At 58.8% G+C, this 14859-nt stretch carries 13 protein-coding genes; 6 read left to right on the forward strand and 7 right to left on the reverse strand.

The features are described from left to right. The first annotated feature begins 98 nt into the window (after positions 1 to 98). Together GO988_RS09690 and GO988_RS09695 are read left to right on the forward strand one after the other, a co-directional pair. Complete coding sequence (locus GO988_RS09690) at positions 99 to 827, forward strand: phosphatase PAP2-related protein (RefSeq protein WP_157564663.1); 729 nt, start codon at positions 99 to 101, stop codon at positions 825 to 827. A 720-nt stretch (positions 828 to 1547) separates the two neighbouring features. Then, positions 1548 to 1886, forward strand: coding sequence for a hypothetical protein (locus tag GO988_RS09695; RefSeq protein ID WP_157564666.1), 339 nt, complete (start codon positions 1548 to 1550; stop codon positions 1884 to 1886). Between the two features lie 141 nt (positions 1887 to 2027). On the opposite strand, the gene GO988_RS09700 is transcribed toward GO988_RS09695, so the two are convergent. Then, complete coding sequence (locus GO988_RS09700; RefSeq protein WP_157564668.1) at positions 2028 to 3446, reverse strand: MATE family efflux transporter; 1419 nt, start codon at positions 3444 to 3446, stop codon at positions 2028 to 2030. 218 nt (positions 3447 to 3664) lie between these two features. On the opposite strand from GO988_RS09700, the gene GO988_RS09705 reads away from it, so the two are divergent. Then, a complete protein-coding gene (locus GO988_RS09705) occupies positions 3665 to 4171 on the forward strand; it encodes a pyridoxamine 5'-phosphate oxidase family protein (protein WP_157564670.1) in 507 nt (168 codons plus the stop codon). A 108-nt stretch (positions 4172 to 4279) separates the two neighbouring features. Here GO988_RS09705 and GO988_RS09710 read toward each other — a convergent pair whose 3' ends face one another. After that, entirely contained in the window at positions 4280 to 5038 is a 759-nt protein-coding gene (locus GO988_RS09710; protein ID WP_157564673.1) for a glucose 1-dehydrogenase, read from the reverse strand. A 147-nt stretch (positions 5039 to 5185) separates the two neighbouring features. Here GO988_RS09710 and GO988_RS09715 point away from each other — a divergent pair, with 147 nt between their 5' ends. The 3 genes from GO988_RS09715 to GO988_RS09725 all read left to right on the forward strand — a co-directional run bounded on the left by GO988_RS09715 (position 5186) and on the right by GO988_RS09725 (position 8511). Then, positions 5186 to 5524: a winged helix-turn-helix transcriptional regulator gene (locus GO988_RS09715; protein WP_157564675.1), complete on the forward strand. Its 339-nt coding sequence runs from the start codon at positions 5186 to 5188 to the stop codon at positions 5522 to 5524. Between the two features lie 87 nt (positions 5525 to 5611). Beyond that, complete coding sequence (locus GO988_RS09720; protein WP_157564677.1) at positions 5612 to 7396, forward strand: glycoside hydrolase family 15 protein; 1785 nt, start codon at positions 5612 to 5614, stop codon at positions 7394 to 7396. An 83-nt stretch (positions 7397 to 7479) separates the two neighbouring features. After that, complete coding sequence (locus tag GO988_RS09725) at positions 7480 to 8511, forward strand: nucleoside hydrolase (RefSeq protein ID WP_157564679.1); 1032 nt, start codon at positions 7480 to 7482, stop codon at positions 8509 to 8511. 8 nt (positions 8512 to 8519) lie between these two features. On the opposite strand, the gene GO988_RS09730 is transcribed toward GO988_RS09725, so the two are convergent. The 5 genes from GO988_RS09730 to GO988_RS09750 form a co-directional block, all read right to left on the reverse strand. Continuing rightward, entirely contained in the window at positions 8520 to 10697 is a 2178-nt protein-coding gene (locus GO988_RS09730) for a bifunctional alpha,alpha-trehalose-phosphate synthase (UDP-forming)/trehalose-phosphatase (protein WP_157564681.1), read from the reverse strand. A gap of 92 nt (positions 10698 to 10789) precedes the next feature. Further along, the gene (gene purU, locus GO988_RS09735) at positions 10790 to 11632 is read right to left on the reverse strand and encodes a formyltetrahydrofolate deformylase (RefSeq protein ID WP_157564683.1); all 843 of its coding nucleotides are present in this window, start codon (positions 11630 to 11632) and stop codon (positions 10790 to 10792) included. Positions 11633 to 11701: 69 nt separating this feature from the next. Further along, positions 11702 to 12235: a TetR/AcrR family transcriptional regulator gene (locus GO988_RS09740; protein ID WP_157564685.1), complete on the reverse strand. Its 534-nt coding sequence runs from the start codon at positions 12233 to 12235 to the stop codon at positions 11702 to 11704. A gap of 718 nt (positions 12236 to 12953) precedes the next feature. Then, a complete protein-coding gene (locus GO988_RS09745; protein WP_157564687.1) occupies positions 12954 to 13739 on the reverse strand; it encodes an SDR family NAD(P)-dependent oxidoreductase in 786 nt (261 codons plus the stop codon). A 169-nt stretch (positions 13740 to 13908) separates the two neighbouring features. Beyond that, a complete protein-coding gene (locus GO988_RS09750; protein ID WP_157564689.1) occupies positions 13909 to 14724 on the reverse strand; it encodes a phytanoyl-CoA dioxygenase family protein in 816 nt (271 codons plus the stop codon). Between the last annotated feature and the right edge of the window lie 135 nt (positions 14725 to 14859).

Consider the following 14859-nt stretch of genomic DNA (forward strand, 5'->3'; position numbering starts at 1 on the left):
ACGTCGGCCTGTTAGCGTCAGCGGCTCGGCCAGCCACGTGGTTGGGCTTATTTTTGTGAGCTTACCCGGAGTTTTGCTTTTTCTTGCTTCTTAGCGCCATGCGTGTTTCTGCTTCTGCGGCTACCCCTACTTTGCTTTCTGAACCACCCGTTACGACGGCCGACGCGGCGGGGCGCCGCGCCTGGGCGCTGGCGCTGGCCCGGCCCGCCTTTCGGGCCAGCTGGCTGCTGCTGGTGGTGCTGCTGTTTGGGGTAGTAGTGCCGGTGGTGCCCATTTTCTTTCGCTACATCCAGCAGCGGCCGGGGCCTGTACTGGCCGACCCGCTGCTGGCGCTGCTGCCGCGCTACGACGTAGCGGTGCCTGTTTTCGCCCTGATGTATGGCAGCGTGGTAGCAGCTGTGGGCTGGCTCACGCGCCAGCCGCAGCTGTTTTTACGTGGGCTGTGGGCCTACCTTATTACCCTGGCTCTGCGCATGGTGTGCATTTGGCTGCTGCCGCTGTCGCCGCCGGTGCTCATTCTGCCGCTGCCCGACCCCTTTCTGGCCCAGATATTCCACACCGCCGCCAGCGAAGCCATTACAAAGGACTTATTTTTCTCGGGCCACACCTCCACGGTGGCCGTGCTAGCGCTGGCCGTGCGCGGCCGCTGGTGGCGCGGTGGCCTGGCCGCCGCTATGGTAGTAGTAGGCCTGCTGGTGCTGGTGCAGCGCGTGCACTATACCTATGATGTGCTGGCCGCGCCGCTGTTTGCCTGGCTGGCCTACTGGGTGGCAGGGCGCCTCACGCAGCGTGCTACAGGGTTGGCTAATTCGACCACGGCCGCTTAGCCCGTACTGGCCTCACGCCTACCCCCGCGCCCCGGCCAACCATCGAGTAACAACCCCCGCACTTACAAGCCGCAGCTCAGCCTGCGCTTGTGGGTGCGGGGGTTGTTGTTTGGGCGCGGGCTTGAAGGTTGTTGAGCAAGATTTTGCCGCTGGTGGGGTGAGCGATAGCCTACGGTTAAATACGGGTTTTGGCCAGCAAGGTGAGAAGCACGGCTGGTGGCCCCCCGCCAACACGCAGAGGTAAACAAGATTACTGACGGCGGGCGGGCCCGCGTACTCCCTTGCAGAGAAATAAACTCTTAAACTGGGTACTTCTCGAGCTTTGAATTATATAAAAAGTGGAAATGACGGCCTGAGTATTTTAAATACTTTGGCTGCTTTTATATTTGGTTCGTTGCCTGCGCAAAGGGGCAGGAAGCCAATTACTTTGGCTTTCAAGTTCCGGTTGTTCAGGTAGCGCTTGGTTAGCTCATCCTCAATGATACCCAAGAATTTATAGGATATTTCTAAGACAAAGGTTGCGGTTTCTGTTGGCTAGAAAACGGCTTTCTAAGCGTTAGAAATAGCAGCTATAGCTCGAGTGTTCACCAGCCAATTTCGTTTGCTAGTGGGCTAAGGCGTGCCCCGACTACTATCCTCGCCGCATGGCCGAGCGGTGGCCCGCCCTATTTAAGTAAGTACCATTCGTTTCCCCACTTTATATCCCCTTTTATTCTACCTATGCGCAAGCTGATTACTAATTTCGACAACGTATCTGAGATGGATATTGGGCCGTTGGCTCAGAACTGCCTAGCCAACCTAGCCGCCAATCCCCGCTACCCCGATGCCAAGCTTCCGGCCGCGGCGCTGCTGGCGGCCCTCACGCCTTACCAGGCGGCGGCGGCTATTCAATACCCTACCCTCACCCAAACGGCTGAGCTGGCTCAACTGCGCAGCACCCTCAACCAAGCCCTAGCCGCCGTGGCTTCGATGGCCAACGCCCAGTACTCGGATGACGAGGCAGCGCTACTCTCGACCGGCCTGGCCCTGAGCCAGGAGCTAGAGCACCAGGCTGCCTAGAGGCGCCCACCAAGCTTTAGTTGGCAGAATAGCCTGAGCCTCACCAGCGAAACGGGCCCGTCGCATTCCCCAGGGAATGCGGCGGGCCCGTTTCATTTGGAGTTGCGTAGCCATGGGGGTAGGCAGGGCTTAGGCCAATGGCTAGGCTGGCTCGGGAGTAGCGGGCGTTGGTGCTAGCTGGGGGCCGGCCGGGGCGGCTACCAAGGCCCGAGCAAGCCAGTTGCCGCGCAAGTACCACGCGCCAGCGAGCATCGCCGAGAGCACATTGGCCACCACAAACGACCACCACAGCCCGTGAAAGCCCAGGGCCGTGTGCCGCGACAGGTACCAAGCCACCGGAAACTGCAAGCCCCACACCCCAATAATGGTTAATACCATAGCTCCTAAGGTGTTGCCAGCCCCGCGCAGCGCCCCCGAAATGCATTGCTGCACCCCCGTAAAGCACAAGCTGCCCACCGCAATACGCACAAACTCCACCGCGTCGCGCGTCACGGCCTCGTCGCCTTTCAAAAAGAAGCGCACCAGCGGCTCGGCCGCCAGCCAACCAGCCACTCCTACTAGTAGCAGTCCCACAAAGCTGATGCCGATGGCGTAATTGGCCGTTTGGCGGGCGCGCGGCAGGTTTTTAGCCCCAATGTTTTGGGCTACCAGCGTGGAGCAGGCCAGCGAAATGCCCAGCGCCGGAATGATACCCAGCGCCAAAATGCGCGAGCCAATGCCATACGTGGCCAGCACGGTGGTGCCAAAAGCCGCCGCCAGCCCCGTGAGCATCGACAGCCCCAGGGCCCGCGCAGATAAGTCTACAGACGAGGGTAGGCCCAACTTCACCGAGCGGCGCATCAGGGGGAAGTCGGGCTGAAAGCCTTTGTAGCTAAGCTGAATGCCTGACTTGCCGCGCAGCAGCACCGCCATGCCGATGGCCACCGACAGCACCTGCGTGCCCAGCGTGGCCACGGCCGCACCAGCCACGCCAAACGCCGGCACCGGGCCCCAGCCATAAATAAAAAGCGGGTCGAGCGCAAAATTGAGCAGCAGCGTGCCGATGTTGATGTAAAGCGGAATCCGCACCTCGCCTACCCCCCGCATGAGGGCCTGGAACATCAGAAAGCCGAAGTTGAACACCAGCCCCAGCATCAGCACCCGTTGGAAGGAATTGGCCAGGTTGAAAATATCGGGCCCTACCCCAAACAGGTGCAAAATGAGCGGCGAGGCTGCGTAGGCCACCACCGTGAGCACCAGCGCCAATGCCGTTTCGAGCACCAGCGATTGCGCCGCAATGTGGTTGACCATCTTTAGGTTGCGGGCGCCGTAGTTCTGGGCTACCAGCACCGAGCCGGCCACCGAGAAGCCCGACCCCAGCGCTACCAGCAGAAAGTTGATGGGAAAGCACACCGCCACGGCCGCTACCGCATTGGCGCCCAGCCGCCCCACCCAAAAAGCATCGACCAGCTGGTAGCCGGTTTGCAGCAAGTTGCCGAATACGATGGGCAGCGCCAGCGTGAGCAGCGATTTTAGAATGGAGCCTTCGGTGAGGTTGGGGCGGGCAGCGGTTGGGTTCATAAGCGCTCCCAAATACGAACAACTTGCCCGAATGGCCAATGAAGCACCACCAATCTCCGGCTGGCTCGCCGCCCTATCCTACTAGTTGGCCCGAGTATACGGTTCAGCTTATTATTTTTTGAAGAAATGCCAGGATTTTATAGGGAGGAAAACGCAACTGCCTAGGGGCACTGGTCCGTAATGGCAAGTAGTTTTCCACCCTCCTACCCCCTCTTATCATGGCTGAGCAAGTTGCAGTAACCCAAGATATAAGCAAGCTTCTGGACAAAATAAAGGAAGTAAAATACGCTACCCTCACTACCCTCGACGCGCAGCACCGCCTGCACGGCCGGCCCATGTACACCTGCGAGCCTGGCAACGACGGCGCACTCTGGTTTTTCTCGGAAAAAGATGCCCAGAAAATCAGCGAGATTAAGGCCAACTCACAGGTGGGCCTCGGCTACTCCGACCCCAGCAATGCCACCTACGTGACGGTGGCCGGCACCGCGACCGTGAGCGATGACAAGCAGAAAATCAAAGATTTGTGGCGCGAAGATTTTCGCGGCTTCTTCCCCAAAGGCGCCGACGACCCCAACCTGACGCTCATCAAAGTAGAGATTGAAAACGGCGAGTATTGGGACGAGCCCAGCAACCTCTTCGTGCGCGCCTTCGCCTACGCTAAGGCCATCACGACCGGCGAAAAGCACCACCCTACCCCCGACGAGCAGGCCAAGGTGCAAGCGTAGGGGTAGGGCAGGATAAGCCCGTAAAAAGCCGCCGCCCCACATTAGGAGCGGCGGCTTTTTACAGGCTTATCCTGCCCTTGCGCCGGCTGGCAAATGGATGCGCAGCTGCTAGACCTGCGCCATGCCGCCATCCACAAACAGCTCGGCTCCGGTTACGAAGCTGCTATCGTCGGAAGCCAAGAAGACTACAGCTTTGGCAATCTCGTCGGCGTCGCCTACGCGGCCCAGCGGCACCGCGCTCACCATCTGTGCCTTGAACTGCGCTACCTGCTCGGGCGTGTCGAGTATGCCGTTGAGGCCGGGCGTTTCGATGGGGCCGGGGCTAATGGCATTCACCCGAATGCGACGCGCCTTGAGGTCGGAAGTCAGCGTGCGGGCGAACGAGCGAATGGCAGCCTTGGTAGCGCTATATACGCTGTTGGCTTCAAAGCCCTTTATGCCCACAATGGACGCCATGAGGATAATGGCCGCCCCATCGGGCAGCAGTGGCAGCGCCTTCTGCACCGTGAAGAACAGGCCCTTCACATTGATATCGAATTGCCGGTCGTACTGGGCCTCCGTCACGGCGTCGAGGGGCGCAAACTCGGCAATGCCCGCGTTGGCAAACAGCACGTCGAGGCGGCCTTTTTGCTCCTTAATAACGGCAATGGCCCGGTCGAGGTCGGCTAGTTTGCTCACGTCGCCCTGTATGCCGAATGCTTGGTTGCCAAGCGATTGCACGGCAGCATCCAGCTCAGCCTGCCGCCGCCCGGTGATGAATACGAACGCGCCTTCGGCCACAAAACGCTGGGCTGTAGCCAGGCCTATACCGGAATTGCCGCCCGTAACAAGGGCTATTTTACCGGCGAGTTTCTGAGAGTTTTCCATGTAGGATGTAAAGAATTCGGGTTGGTTTCGGAAAGGAACCTACGATAGTCACTTGTGGTTACTAATAAGCCCGCGAATACTTACATAAACTAGTTACCTTCGCGTAACCATTGCCGTTTTAGCTCCTTTTTTCCACTTGCCTTTACCATGAAAGACGCTGCTTTCTGCACCTCGTCCTGCCCGATGACCCGCACCATGAGCGTGCTAGGCGGCAAGTGGAAGCTCATCCTTATCGACCACCTCGGCGAGCGCCGGGTGCGTTTTGGCCAACTGGCCCAGCGGGTGTCGCTCATCTCGCGCAAGGTGCTCACCGAGCAGCTTAAGGAGCTGGAAGACGACGGCATTGTGCGGCGGGAGGCCTTTGCCGAGCTGCCGCCCCGCGTCGAGTATTCGCTCACGGCGCACGGGCTGGCGCTGCTGCCTATTCTGGCGCAGCTGCGCAGTTGGCACTGCTCGGCCGCGACTGCTGAGGTAGCTGCCGCTTAGAGGTAGGGCGGCCGTGGGTATAACCTCCGCCGCCCGAATGGGGTACACCTGCTAGTACCAGCCCGGCGCTAGCCGGCTCCCATCCTCATGACCAAACACACCTACGACATGGGCGTGGTCGGCAATTGCGCCTTCCTCGCCCTCATTGGCACCGACACGGCCGTGCGCTGGCTTTGCTGGCCGCGCTTTGATAGCAGCTTCGTTTTTGGCAGCTTGCTCGACGAGCGAAAGGGCGGCGAGTACAGCGTGCGCCCGGTGGCGGCTGATTTTAGCTCGAAGCAGTACTATGTGCAGAACACCAACGTACTCTGTACCGAGATTACGACGGCCGATGGCAGCTACCGCGTCACGGACTTTGCCCCGCGCTTCCTGCAATACGAGCGCTACTACAAGCCGCTGATGTTTATTCGGAAGATTGAGCCGCTCGAAGGCACGCCCCGCGTGCGGGTGGCTTGCCGCCCGGTGGGCGAGTACGGCGAGCAAGAGTTGACGCGCCGCCGCAGCTCCAACCACATTGCGTTTTTGGGCATGGAGGAGGAAATTCGCCTCACCACCAATATTCCGCTTACCTACGTGCTCGACGAGGAGGATTTCGTGCTGAACGAAACCAAGTACCTCGTGCTCACCTACGGCGCGCCGCTGGAAGCGCCGCTCGAAAGCACCGCCGAGCGCTTTCTCGTTAGCACCGTGGCCTACTGGCGGCAGTGGGTGAAGAGCACCAGCATCAGCAACTTCCACCAAACGGTGGTAATTCGCTCGGCGCTGGCCCTCAAGATTCACCAGTACGAAGACACCGGCGCCATCATTGCGGCCAGCACCACCAGCCTGCCCGAGGCGCCCGGCAGCACCCGCAACTGGGACTACCGCTTCTGCTGGATGCGCGACACATATTATATCCTCACGGCTTTCAACAACATTGGCCACTCGGAGGAGCTGGAACGCTATTTCCACTTCATCGCCAACATCTCGACTAAGGTTGAGGATAAATACCAGCCGCTCTACGGCATCGGCGGGCAGTCGAAACTGGTAGAGAAAGAGTTGCCGCTGGCCGGCTACCTCGGCAACCAGCCCGTGCGCATCGGCAACGATGCTTATACCCACATTCAGAACGACGTGTATGGCCAGGTGCTGGTGGCGCTGCTGCCGCTCTACGTCGATTGCCGCTTCCAAGACCCCGGCCGTCCTACCCCCCTCGCGCTGGTGGAGGAGTCGCTGCGCCTCATCGAGGCCACCATGGACCAGCCCGACGCCGGTCTCTGGGAGTTTCGGCACATTGCCCAGAAGCACTGCTACACCTACCTTTTTCATTGGGCTGGCAGCCACGCCGCCCTGCAAGTGGCTCGCAGCGTGGGCAATGCCGAGCTCGAAGCCAAAGCCCGGCGCTTGCTAAAAGTATCGCAGGAGCATATCGAGGCGTGCTTCGACGCCGAGCGCGGCGCTTATACCAATGCCATCGGCTCCGAAAACCTCGATGCCAGCACCATTCAGCTCATCACCATGGGCTACCTCGACCCCAACTCGGAGCGCACCAAACACCACTTGGCTGAGCTGGAAAAGGAGCTAAAAACGCCCGAGGGCCTTTTCTACCGCTACCGCCACCCCGACGATTTCGGCACGCCCGAAACTACGTTCCTCATTTGCTCTTTCTGGTACGTGGAGGCGCTGGCTTGCGTCGGCCGCCTCGACGAGGCCGTGGCCGAGTTCGAGCAGCTTATTACCTACACCAACCATCTGGGCCTGCTGAGCGAAGACGTAGATGCCAAAACTGGCTCGCAGTGGGGCAATTTCCCGCAAGCCTACAGCCACGTGGGGTTGGTAAATGCCGCCTACCGCATCGCCAAAAAGCTCGATAAGCCTAACTTCGTGGGGTAGGGCTTGCCTTGTGCCGGGCTGCCCCTACCTTCGGGCGGGCAGCCCGGCTTAAGCGGCTGCCAACGATTGATTTGCGGCGCTTTATGACTAATCGTTTTAGGTTGGTTTGCCTGCTGGTTGGGCTGTTGGCGTGGTCTGGCCAGGTGCTCGCGCAGCGGCCAGGCGCGCCGCCGCTGATAGCGCCGCGCCTGCGCGTGATTGTGGACAACGATTTCAGCGGCGACCCCGATGGGCTCTTTCAACTGGCGCACTTACTGCTGTCGCCGTCGGTAGAAATCCGGGCTATTATTGGCTCGCACCTACGGGTAGGCGATGGGTTTGATAGCTCGACCCACCAAGCCGACAACGCCGCCAAAAAAGCTGCCGAATTGCTGCAAGTCATGCAGCTAGCGGGCCGCGTGCCCATTTTGGCGGGCTCCAACGTGGCCATGTCCACAGACAGTACCCCCGTGCGGAACGACGCCGTAAACTTTATCATCCAGGAAGCGCTGCGCACCGATACCCAACTGCCGCTTTTCGTGCTCTGCGGCGCGGGCCTCACCGAAGTTGTTTCGGCCGCCCTTACCGAGCCGCGCATCGCCGACAAGCTGACGCTGGTTTGGATAGGAGGGCCCGAATACCCCGACCTGGCCCTACCCCCTCCGCACTACACCAACCCCGAGTATAACAGCAACATTGACCTGGCGGCTGCCCGGGCGCTGTTTAACCGCACGCGCTTGCCGCTGTGGCAGGTGCCGCGCAACGCCTACCGGCAAGTATTGCTACCCTACTCCGTGCTAGTTACGCAAGTAAAACCCCGCGGTCAGGTAGGTCGCTACCTCAGCAGCACCATCGAAAACCTGATGGCTCGCTTGCCCCAGTACCACCTCAATATCGGCGAAACGTACATTTTGGGCGATAGTCCGCTGGTGTTGCTCACGGCTTTGCAGTCGTCGTTTGAGGCTGACCCTTCTTCTAGCGAATACATTATCCGGCAGGCACCGCGCCTGACGGAGCAGGGCACCTATGCCTTTGCCAGTACTGGGCGCCCCATCCGCATTTATACCCGGCTAGATACGCCGCTGTTATTCAACGATTTTTTCGCCAAGCTCATGCTATTCACCACCAAAAAATAGCGCTGGCCCTACCCCAGCAATTTGCGCAGCAGCCGGCGCACATCAATGGGGGAGGCCAGGTGGAAGCGCGCCAACGAGCGGGCCCCAGAGCCCACGCGCACTGTGTACGCCTCGGAGGGCAGCGCCCGGAAGGTATCTTCGTCGGTGCGGTCGTCGCCGAGGGCCAGCGTGAAATCGGGCGCGTAGCGCTCGACCCAGCGCGCGGCGGCCGAGCCTTTGTTGATGCCCGCGTTCTTGATTTCAATCACTTTATTGCCTTCCAATACTTGCAGGTCGGTATTGGCCGTCATGAAGGAGAGGTGGCTAAGCATTTCGCGGGCCCGCTCGATACCCAGGTCGGTGTCGGCGCGGCGGTAGTGCCACACCAGCGAAAAGTCCTTCTCCTCGATAAACGAGCCCGCCGTGCGGGCTACGTACAGCTCCAGCACCGGGCGCAGGTCGCGTTTCCAGTCGGCGCGCAGCGGCTGAAACAACTGCCAGTCTTCGCCGGCAGTGCGCAGCCACACACCATGCTCGGCAATAAAATCGAGGGGTAGGTCGCCCAGCCAATTGGCTAGCGTAGCCCGGTCGCGCCCGCTAATAATGACCACCCGCGTACTGGGCAACTCGGCTAGCGCGCGCAGCAGTAGGCGCAGCTCCTGGCCCGGCTCGGCCCGCTGAGGGTTGGGGTGAAAGGGTACCAGCGTACCGTCGTAGTCGAGTAGTATCAAGCGCTGCTGCGACGCTTTGAAGTCGGTTAGCAGCTGGGTAGTAGCCTCGTTGCTAAGCATTTCGGTGGCCAGGGTGTGCTGCTTCATCTTGGTGTAGGCCAACTGATTAATAAACAGCCGAGACCACGAAAAGACGTTGTAGCGCCGCACCAGCGCCTGCATGGCCGTCATGCGGGTAATTTGCTCCTCCTCGGGCATCACCAGGGCCTCGTGCATCGACTCGGCCAATTGCCCCATATCGGTAGGGTTGATGATGATGGCGTCGGATAGCTCGCGGGCCGCGCCGGCGCGCTCACTCAAGATAAGTACGCCCTTCTTATCAACTTTACTAGCCACGAACTCTTTGGCTACTAGGTTCATGCCATCGCGCATGGGCGTTACCAGCGCCACTTCGGCCAGGCTATACAGCGACACCAACTCCTCGAGCGGCAGCGAGCGGTAGAAATACAGAATCGGATTCCAGCTGATGGTGCGGTACTGCGCATTGATGCGCCCTACTAGTTCGTCAATCTCTTCTTTCAGCGACGCGTACTGGGCCACCTGGTCGCGCGAGGGCACCACTAGCATGATTAGGCTTACTTGCCCACGCCACTCGGGGTAGCGTTGCAGCAGCAAGTCGAAGGCCCGCAAGCGCTGGGCAATACCCTTGGTGTAGTCGAGCCGGTCGATGGACAGGATAACGCGGGTATCGCGCAGGGCCTCGCGGTACTCGGCCATGTGCGCCAGGGCAGCCTCCGAAGTCGCCGCCTTGGCGTAGCGCTCGTAGTCAATGCCCATCGGGAAGGCATCAACGCGAATGGTGCGGGTAGGCGTTTCAATCTGGCCATTTTGGGCCGGCCAGCCCAACAGGTGCGACACCGCACTGAGGAAGTGGCGCAAGTACCCAAAGGTGTGGAAACCAATGAGGTCGGCCCCCAGCATGCCCTCTAGCAACTCGGTGCGCCAGGGCAGCACCCGAATCAACTCCTGCGAGGGAAAGGGGATGTGCAGGAAGAAGCCAATGGCCGCCTCGGGGCGGGCCCGGCGCAGCATTTCGGGCAGCAACAGCAACTGGTAGTCGTGCACCCAAATGGTGTCGTCGGGCCCAGCCTGGGCCAGCACGGCCTCGCAAAATTTCTGGTTCACGGCCACATAGGCTTCCCAGTGCGACTGCTCGTAAGTAGCTAAATCACTGAAATAATGAAAGGTAGGCCACAGGGTACCGTTGCTGAAACCTTCGTAAAAATCATGAATTTCACTCTCCGTCAGAAAAACCGGGGCCATGTTGTCGGCCCGCAACTCTTGGCTGATGTGTGCTTCCTCGGCTTCGTCCTGCACGAAAAGTCCTGGCCAGCCTATCCACAAATTGTCGCCCCGGCGATAGATGGAGCCAAGGCCAGTGGCTAGCCCGCCTTCGCTGGGCTGAAACGTAAGGCCTTCATCGGTACGCAGGACTTTGGTAGGGAGGCGGTTAGAGACAATTAGTGTGCGAGACATAAGCCTGACTAGGATAGTGGACCCTTAGAGATACGGGATTTTTCACCAAAAAGCCACGTTAAACCCGAATTCCCTACCCCCCAAGTCGGCCGTTAGTCGAAAATAATTGTCTTGTTGCGGTGCACAAACACCTGCTCGTCCAGCACTAGTTTAAGGGCGCGGGCCAGCACTATTTTCTCTACATCGCGGCCGGCCTGAGCCATTTCGTGGGCACTTTGGGTGTGGTCAATCGGGATAACGCTCTGGGCGATAATCGGCCCCTGGTCGAGTTGCTCGTTCACAAAGTGTGCCGTGGCCCCAATGATTTTAACGCCCCGCGCGTAGGCCTGCGCATAAGGGCTGGCCCCCACAAACGCCGGCAGAAATGAGTGGTGAATATTGATGAGCCGGTTGGCATAAGGCGCTACAAACTCGGGCGACAAAATGCGCATATACTTGGCCAGTACCACCAATTCGGGTTGGTAACTGGCCAGCAGCGCCAGCACCTCGGCCTCGTGGGCTTCGCGGCTGCGGCCAGCGTGGGGCAGGTAATGAAACGGAATGTTGAATTTCTCGGTCAACTCGCGCAGCACTTCGTGGTTGCTGATGACGGCCCGGATAGTCGCGTTCAGCTCGCCAAAGGCGTGGCGCACCAGTAGCTCGCTCAGGCAGTGGTGCTCTTTGGTCACGAGCAGCACCACCTCCTTGGGCCGGTGCAGGTTGCCAAGGCTAATGGTGGCCGAGGGGGGTAGGGCTGCGTGCAGCTCGGGCAGCAATGCGGCCGGCACTACAGCCTCCGCGCACTCAAACTCCGTGCGCATAAAAAACACGTGGTCGTCGCGCTCCACAAACTCACTGTTGCGCACAATGTTGAGGCCCAGCCCGTAGAGCACGCCCGTAACCTTATAAACCAGCCCGCGCTCATCGGGGCACTGAATCAGGAGCAGGTGCAGCATTACAAAAGCTACCCGGTGGCCAGGTCGCTAGCTAAATGAAGCGGCAATATGCAGCCGCCTACCCCTGCCTCAACGCTGCACCTCGTACTTACGCTTGATGAAATCAAGCATTTCGCGCACGTGCTCGTCGGTTTTGTTGGCCTCAATCTTCCAGAGTGCTTCAATGAGCAGCAGCAGTAAGCGGGTTTCCTTGTCGGGCTCGGGGTAGCCCAGGCGCTCGAAAGCTTCTTGCAGGCGCGCTGGCACCGGGCGCATAAAGCGCTCGTGCTGCTGCTTGGCCGTGTCGTGGTCGGCGAGGCGGTATTGCAGCTTCCAGAAAGCGGGTTCTTCGAGCACCAACTTATAGGGCAAATCAATCACGCTGTGAATGAACGTAAGCGGGTCCGTTTCGGTCAGGCCGCCGCGGTTGTGCTCGATAATGCGCTGGTAGCCACTCTTAATAACAAAATCGAGTAACTGGTCTTTCGAGCCAAAATGCTTAAAAATCAGGGCTTCTGATACGCCGGCAGCTTTGGCAATCTGTTGGGTAGAGGTGTTCTCAAACCCCTTCTCTCCAAATAGTTGGAGGGCCACGTCGGCAATATGTTGGCGGCGGGTAATCATGGGGGCAGGTAGGGTAGAGGAGCGGTAGCAGTTGCTAGCGGCAGCGTAAGCAGTAGTAACTGGCAAAGAAGCCGCAAGTTCGGGCACAATGCCGGGATAGCCGCTTACCTGGCACAATAAGAGTGAGTGAAATATTGATTACCAGGTAATTAGGCCAAAAAGAAACCGGCCGGCTTGGAATACACCAAGTCGGCCGGTTGAAAAACATTCAGATTCTGCCGGGTCTAGGCGGGACAGAAGAGCGAAACCAGCTGGGGTGGGACGACGGCTGGGTAGTTAGGATGAAGAGTGAACGGGACCAGCTGGGGTGGGACAACGGCTGGGTACTAAGAATGGGTGGGATACTACCAGCCGGGGTGGGACGACGGCCGGGCAATTAGAGTGAGGAGGTATTACCAGCCGGGGTGGGACGACGGCCGGGCAATCAGAGTGGAGTGGGTCATTAGCTAACCGGGTGGGACTCGCTAGCTGATAACGTGACAATATTACGACATAATTTGAAATTGAGGTAAGTGTTAGCTCACCATTTGCGGGTAAGTACGCACTTACTTGTAAAATATTTCACAAGTTGCTGATTTGCAGCAGTATAATTTTCGTATAAAATTTTGTCTTTTTTGAGCACAACTCGCGGGTTTAGCTAGAAAAGCACAGAAAACCCCGTTTAAGCTGGCAAGGCTGCTTAAACGGGGCTATGTATACGAAGCTGCGAAAAACAGGTCTATAAGTATTTTTCGTAAATGCCTGCCGCAATTTTCTCCACTAGCTTTTTGGGAACTACGCTGGTGAGGCCCGCTGAAACCTTGTTGAGCAAGCCTGGGATAAATTCGGCTTTGCCAGCAAACAGGGCTTGCAAGCCAGCGTTGGCTACGGCCTCGGGCGTCATCGACACTTTATTGGCTACTTTTTGCAGCTCGGCGCCCATGCCGGCGCGGTCGCCAAAGTTGGTGGTAGTAGCGCCGGGGCTCAGGCAGGTAACCGATATATTGCTCGGCTTCAATTCATAGCGCAGCCCACGGCTAAAGCTCAGCAGAAACGCCTTGCTGGCGGCATACACCGTGAGCGAGGGCACGGCTTGGTAGGCGGCGGTGCTAGCCACGTTCAGGATATAGCCCTGGCTGGCCTGGCGCAACTGGGGCAAGAGCGCGTAAGTGAGCTGTACCGGCAGGTTGAGGTTGAGTTGCAGCATGTTGAGCTGCTCCTCTAAATTTAACTGCTCGAAGCGCCCCCACAGGCCATAGCCCGCATTGTTGACGAGCACGGTGAGGCCGGCGGGTGCCTGGCGGGCCGCCCAAGTGGCTACTTCAGCCGCCGCGTCGGGCTGGGTAAGGTCGAGAGCCAGTAGGTGCGCAGTGCGTTGGTGCTGCACCTGCACTTCCTGGGCCACTGCCTGCAACTGGTCGGCCGACCGGGCTACGAGTAAAAGGTCATAGCCGCGTTGAGCAAGGCCCAGCGCCAGTGCCCGGCCAATACCGCGCGACGCGCCCGTGATGAGAGCAGTAGGCATAAGTACGTATTAAAAAATGGGCTGAGTAGGTAACGGTAAGGCAGTCGCCATTGCGAGCAAAGCGAAGCAATCGCACTAGAACGACCCCGCTAAACTGGCATGGGTATAATCGTTCTAGTGCGATTGCTTCGCTTTGCTCGCAATGGCGACTGCTTTAAATGCGCGCTAACTACTTGACTAAATGCAAAAACCGCAAATAGAAGGGGGTAGGGCTTTCGTTGCTTTTAGGCTGGTACTTACCCCCAATAATGGGTACGTACATCACGCGGCGGCGCGACTCGGCACCAATAAGTGGCGACTGCGCCACGCGGTGCCACATGCGGCCGTCGTGCACGGTGAGGTCGCCGGGTTCGGTCTCAACGGCCACCTCATTGGGGTCGTAGTACACGTCCTTGTAATACTTCTTACGAAAAAGCATTTTGCCGAGGCCCTGGCGGTGGGTACCGGGTATCACGCGCAGGCCGCCGTTGGTGGCTTTGGTACCGTCGAGGTGCAGGCCTACATTGAGCATGGGCCGAATGCGTTTGCCATAAAAAACATCGCGCAGCGAGTCGGTGTGCCAGCCCATTTGGCTAAATTCTGACCCTTCAACGTTCACGTAGTGGTTCACTACCAAGCCATCGCGCTCGTTTTCGCCTACCCGGCCGTCGCCCGTCTCCAGCAGCGGAAACAAGGCTTTGAAGCGTGGGTCCTGTAAAAGCTCGTGCAAAACCGGACTATGCTGTGAGGCAAATGCAAAGCGCTGCACGATGGGGCTGCCATCGACATCCTTGCCATACTTGATGGGAACGCCGTTTACCTTCTCTACTTTGTTAGTCAGCCAGTTATGTTGTACATCCTGGGTGGCCTTAAGGTAGGCCTGCACCTGCTCGGGGGAGGCAAAAGGCCGAAAATGCAGAAAGCCATACTTCGCAAAAAACGCCCGCTGTTCGGCCGTTAGTTCGTCACCGAGAGTGAAGCGGGGATAATCGGATAAAGATGCCATAGAGGGGAAATCTGGCGGAACTAGCTTCCGGCCGCCCTAAATTTAGTTGAAAGGGCAAAGATACAGCGCCAAAGAGTGGGTAGAGATGAATTAACCTATTTTCGAATGCGCATGTGGCCTATAACCAAGTTAGGG

It is taken from the genome of Hymenobacter ginkgonis (assembly GCF_009755225.1).
In the GTDB taxonomy this organism is placed as follows: domain Bacteria; phylum Bacteroidota; class Bacteroidia; order Cytophagales; family Hymenobacteraceae; genus Hymenobacter; species Hymenobacter ginkgonis.

Coding starts and splice junctions, on each gene's coding strand:
- GO988_RS09690 (WP_157564663.1), top strand. CDS start 99: ATGCGTGTTTCTGCTTCTGCGGCTACCCCTACTTTGCTTTCTGAACCA.
- GO988_RS09695 (WP_157564666.1), top strand. CDS start 1,548: ATGCGCAAGCTGATTACTAATTTCGACAACGTATCTGAGATGGATATT.
- GO988_RS09700 (WP_157564668.1), bottom strand. CDS start 3,446: ATGAACCCAACCGCTGCCCGCCCCAACCTCACCGAAGGCTCCATTCTA.
- GO988_RS09705 (WP_157564670.1), top strand. CDS start 3,665: ATGGCTGAGCAAGTTGCAGTAACCCAAGATATAAGCAAGCTTCTGGAC.
- GO988_RS09710 (WP_157564673.1), bottom strand. CDS start 5,038: ATGGAAAACTCTCAGAAACTCGCCGGTAAAATAGCCCTTGTTACGGGC.
- GO988_RS09715 (WP_157564675.1), top strand. CDS start 5,186: ATGAAAGACGCTGCTTTCTGCACCTCGTCCTGCCCGATGACCCGCACC.
- GO988_RS09720 (WP_157564677.1), top strand. CDS start 5,612: ATGACCAAACACACCTACGACATGGGCGTGGTCGGCAATTGCGCCTTC.
- GO988_RS09725 (WP_157564679.1), top strand. CDS start 7,480: ATGACTAATCGTTTTAGGTTGGTTTGCCTGCTGGTTGGGCTGTTGGCG.
- GO988_RS09730 (WP_157564681.1), bottom strand. CDS start 10,697: ATGTCTCGCACACTAATTGTCTCTAACCGCCTCCCTACCAAAGTCCTG.
- purU (WP_157564683.1), bottom strand. CDS start 11,632: ATGCTGCACCTGCTCCTGATTCAGTGCCCCGATGAGCGCGGGCTGGTT.
- GO988_RS09740 (WP_157564685.1), bottom strand. CDS start 12,235: ATGATTACCCGCCGCCAACATATTGCCGACGTGGCCCTCCAACTATTT.
- GO988_RS09745 (WP_157564687.1), bottom strand. CDS start 13,739: ATGCCTACTGCTCTCATCACGGGCGCGTCGCGCGGTATTGGCCGGGCA.
- GO988_RS09750 (WP_157564689.1), bottom strand. CDS start 14,724: ATGGCATCTTTATCCGATTATCCCCGCTTCACTCTCGGTGACGAACTA.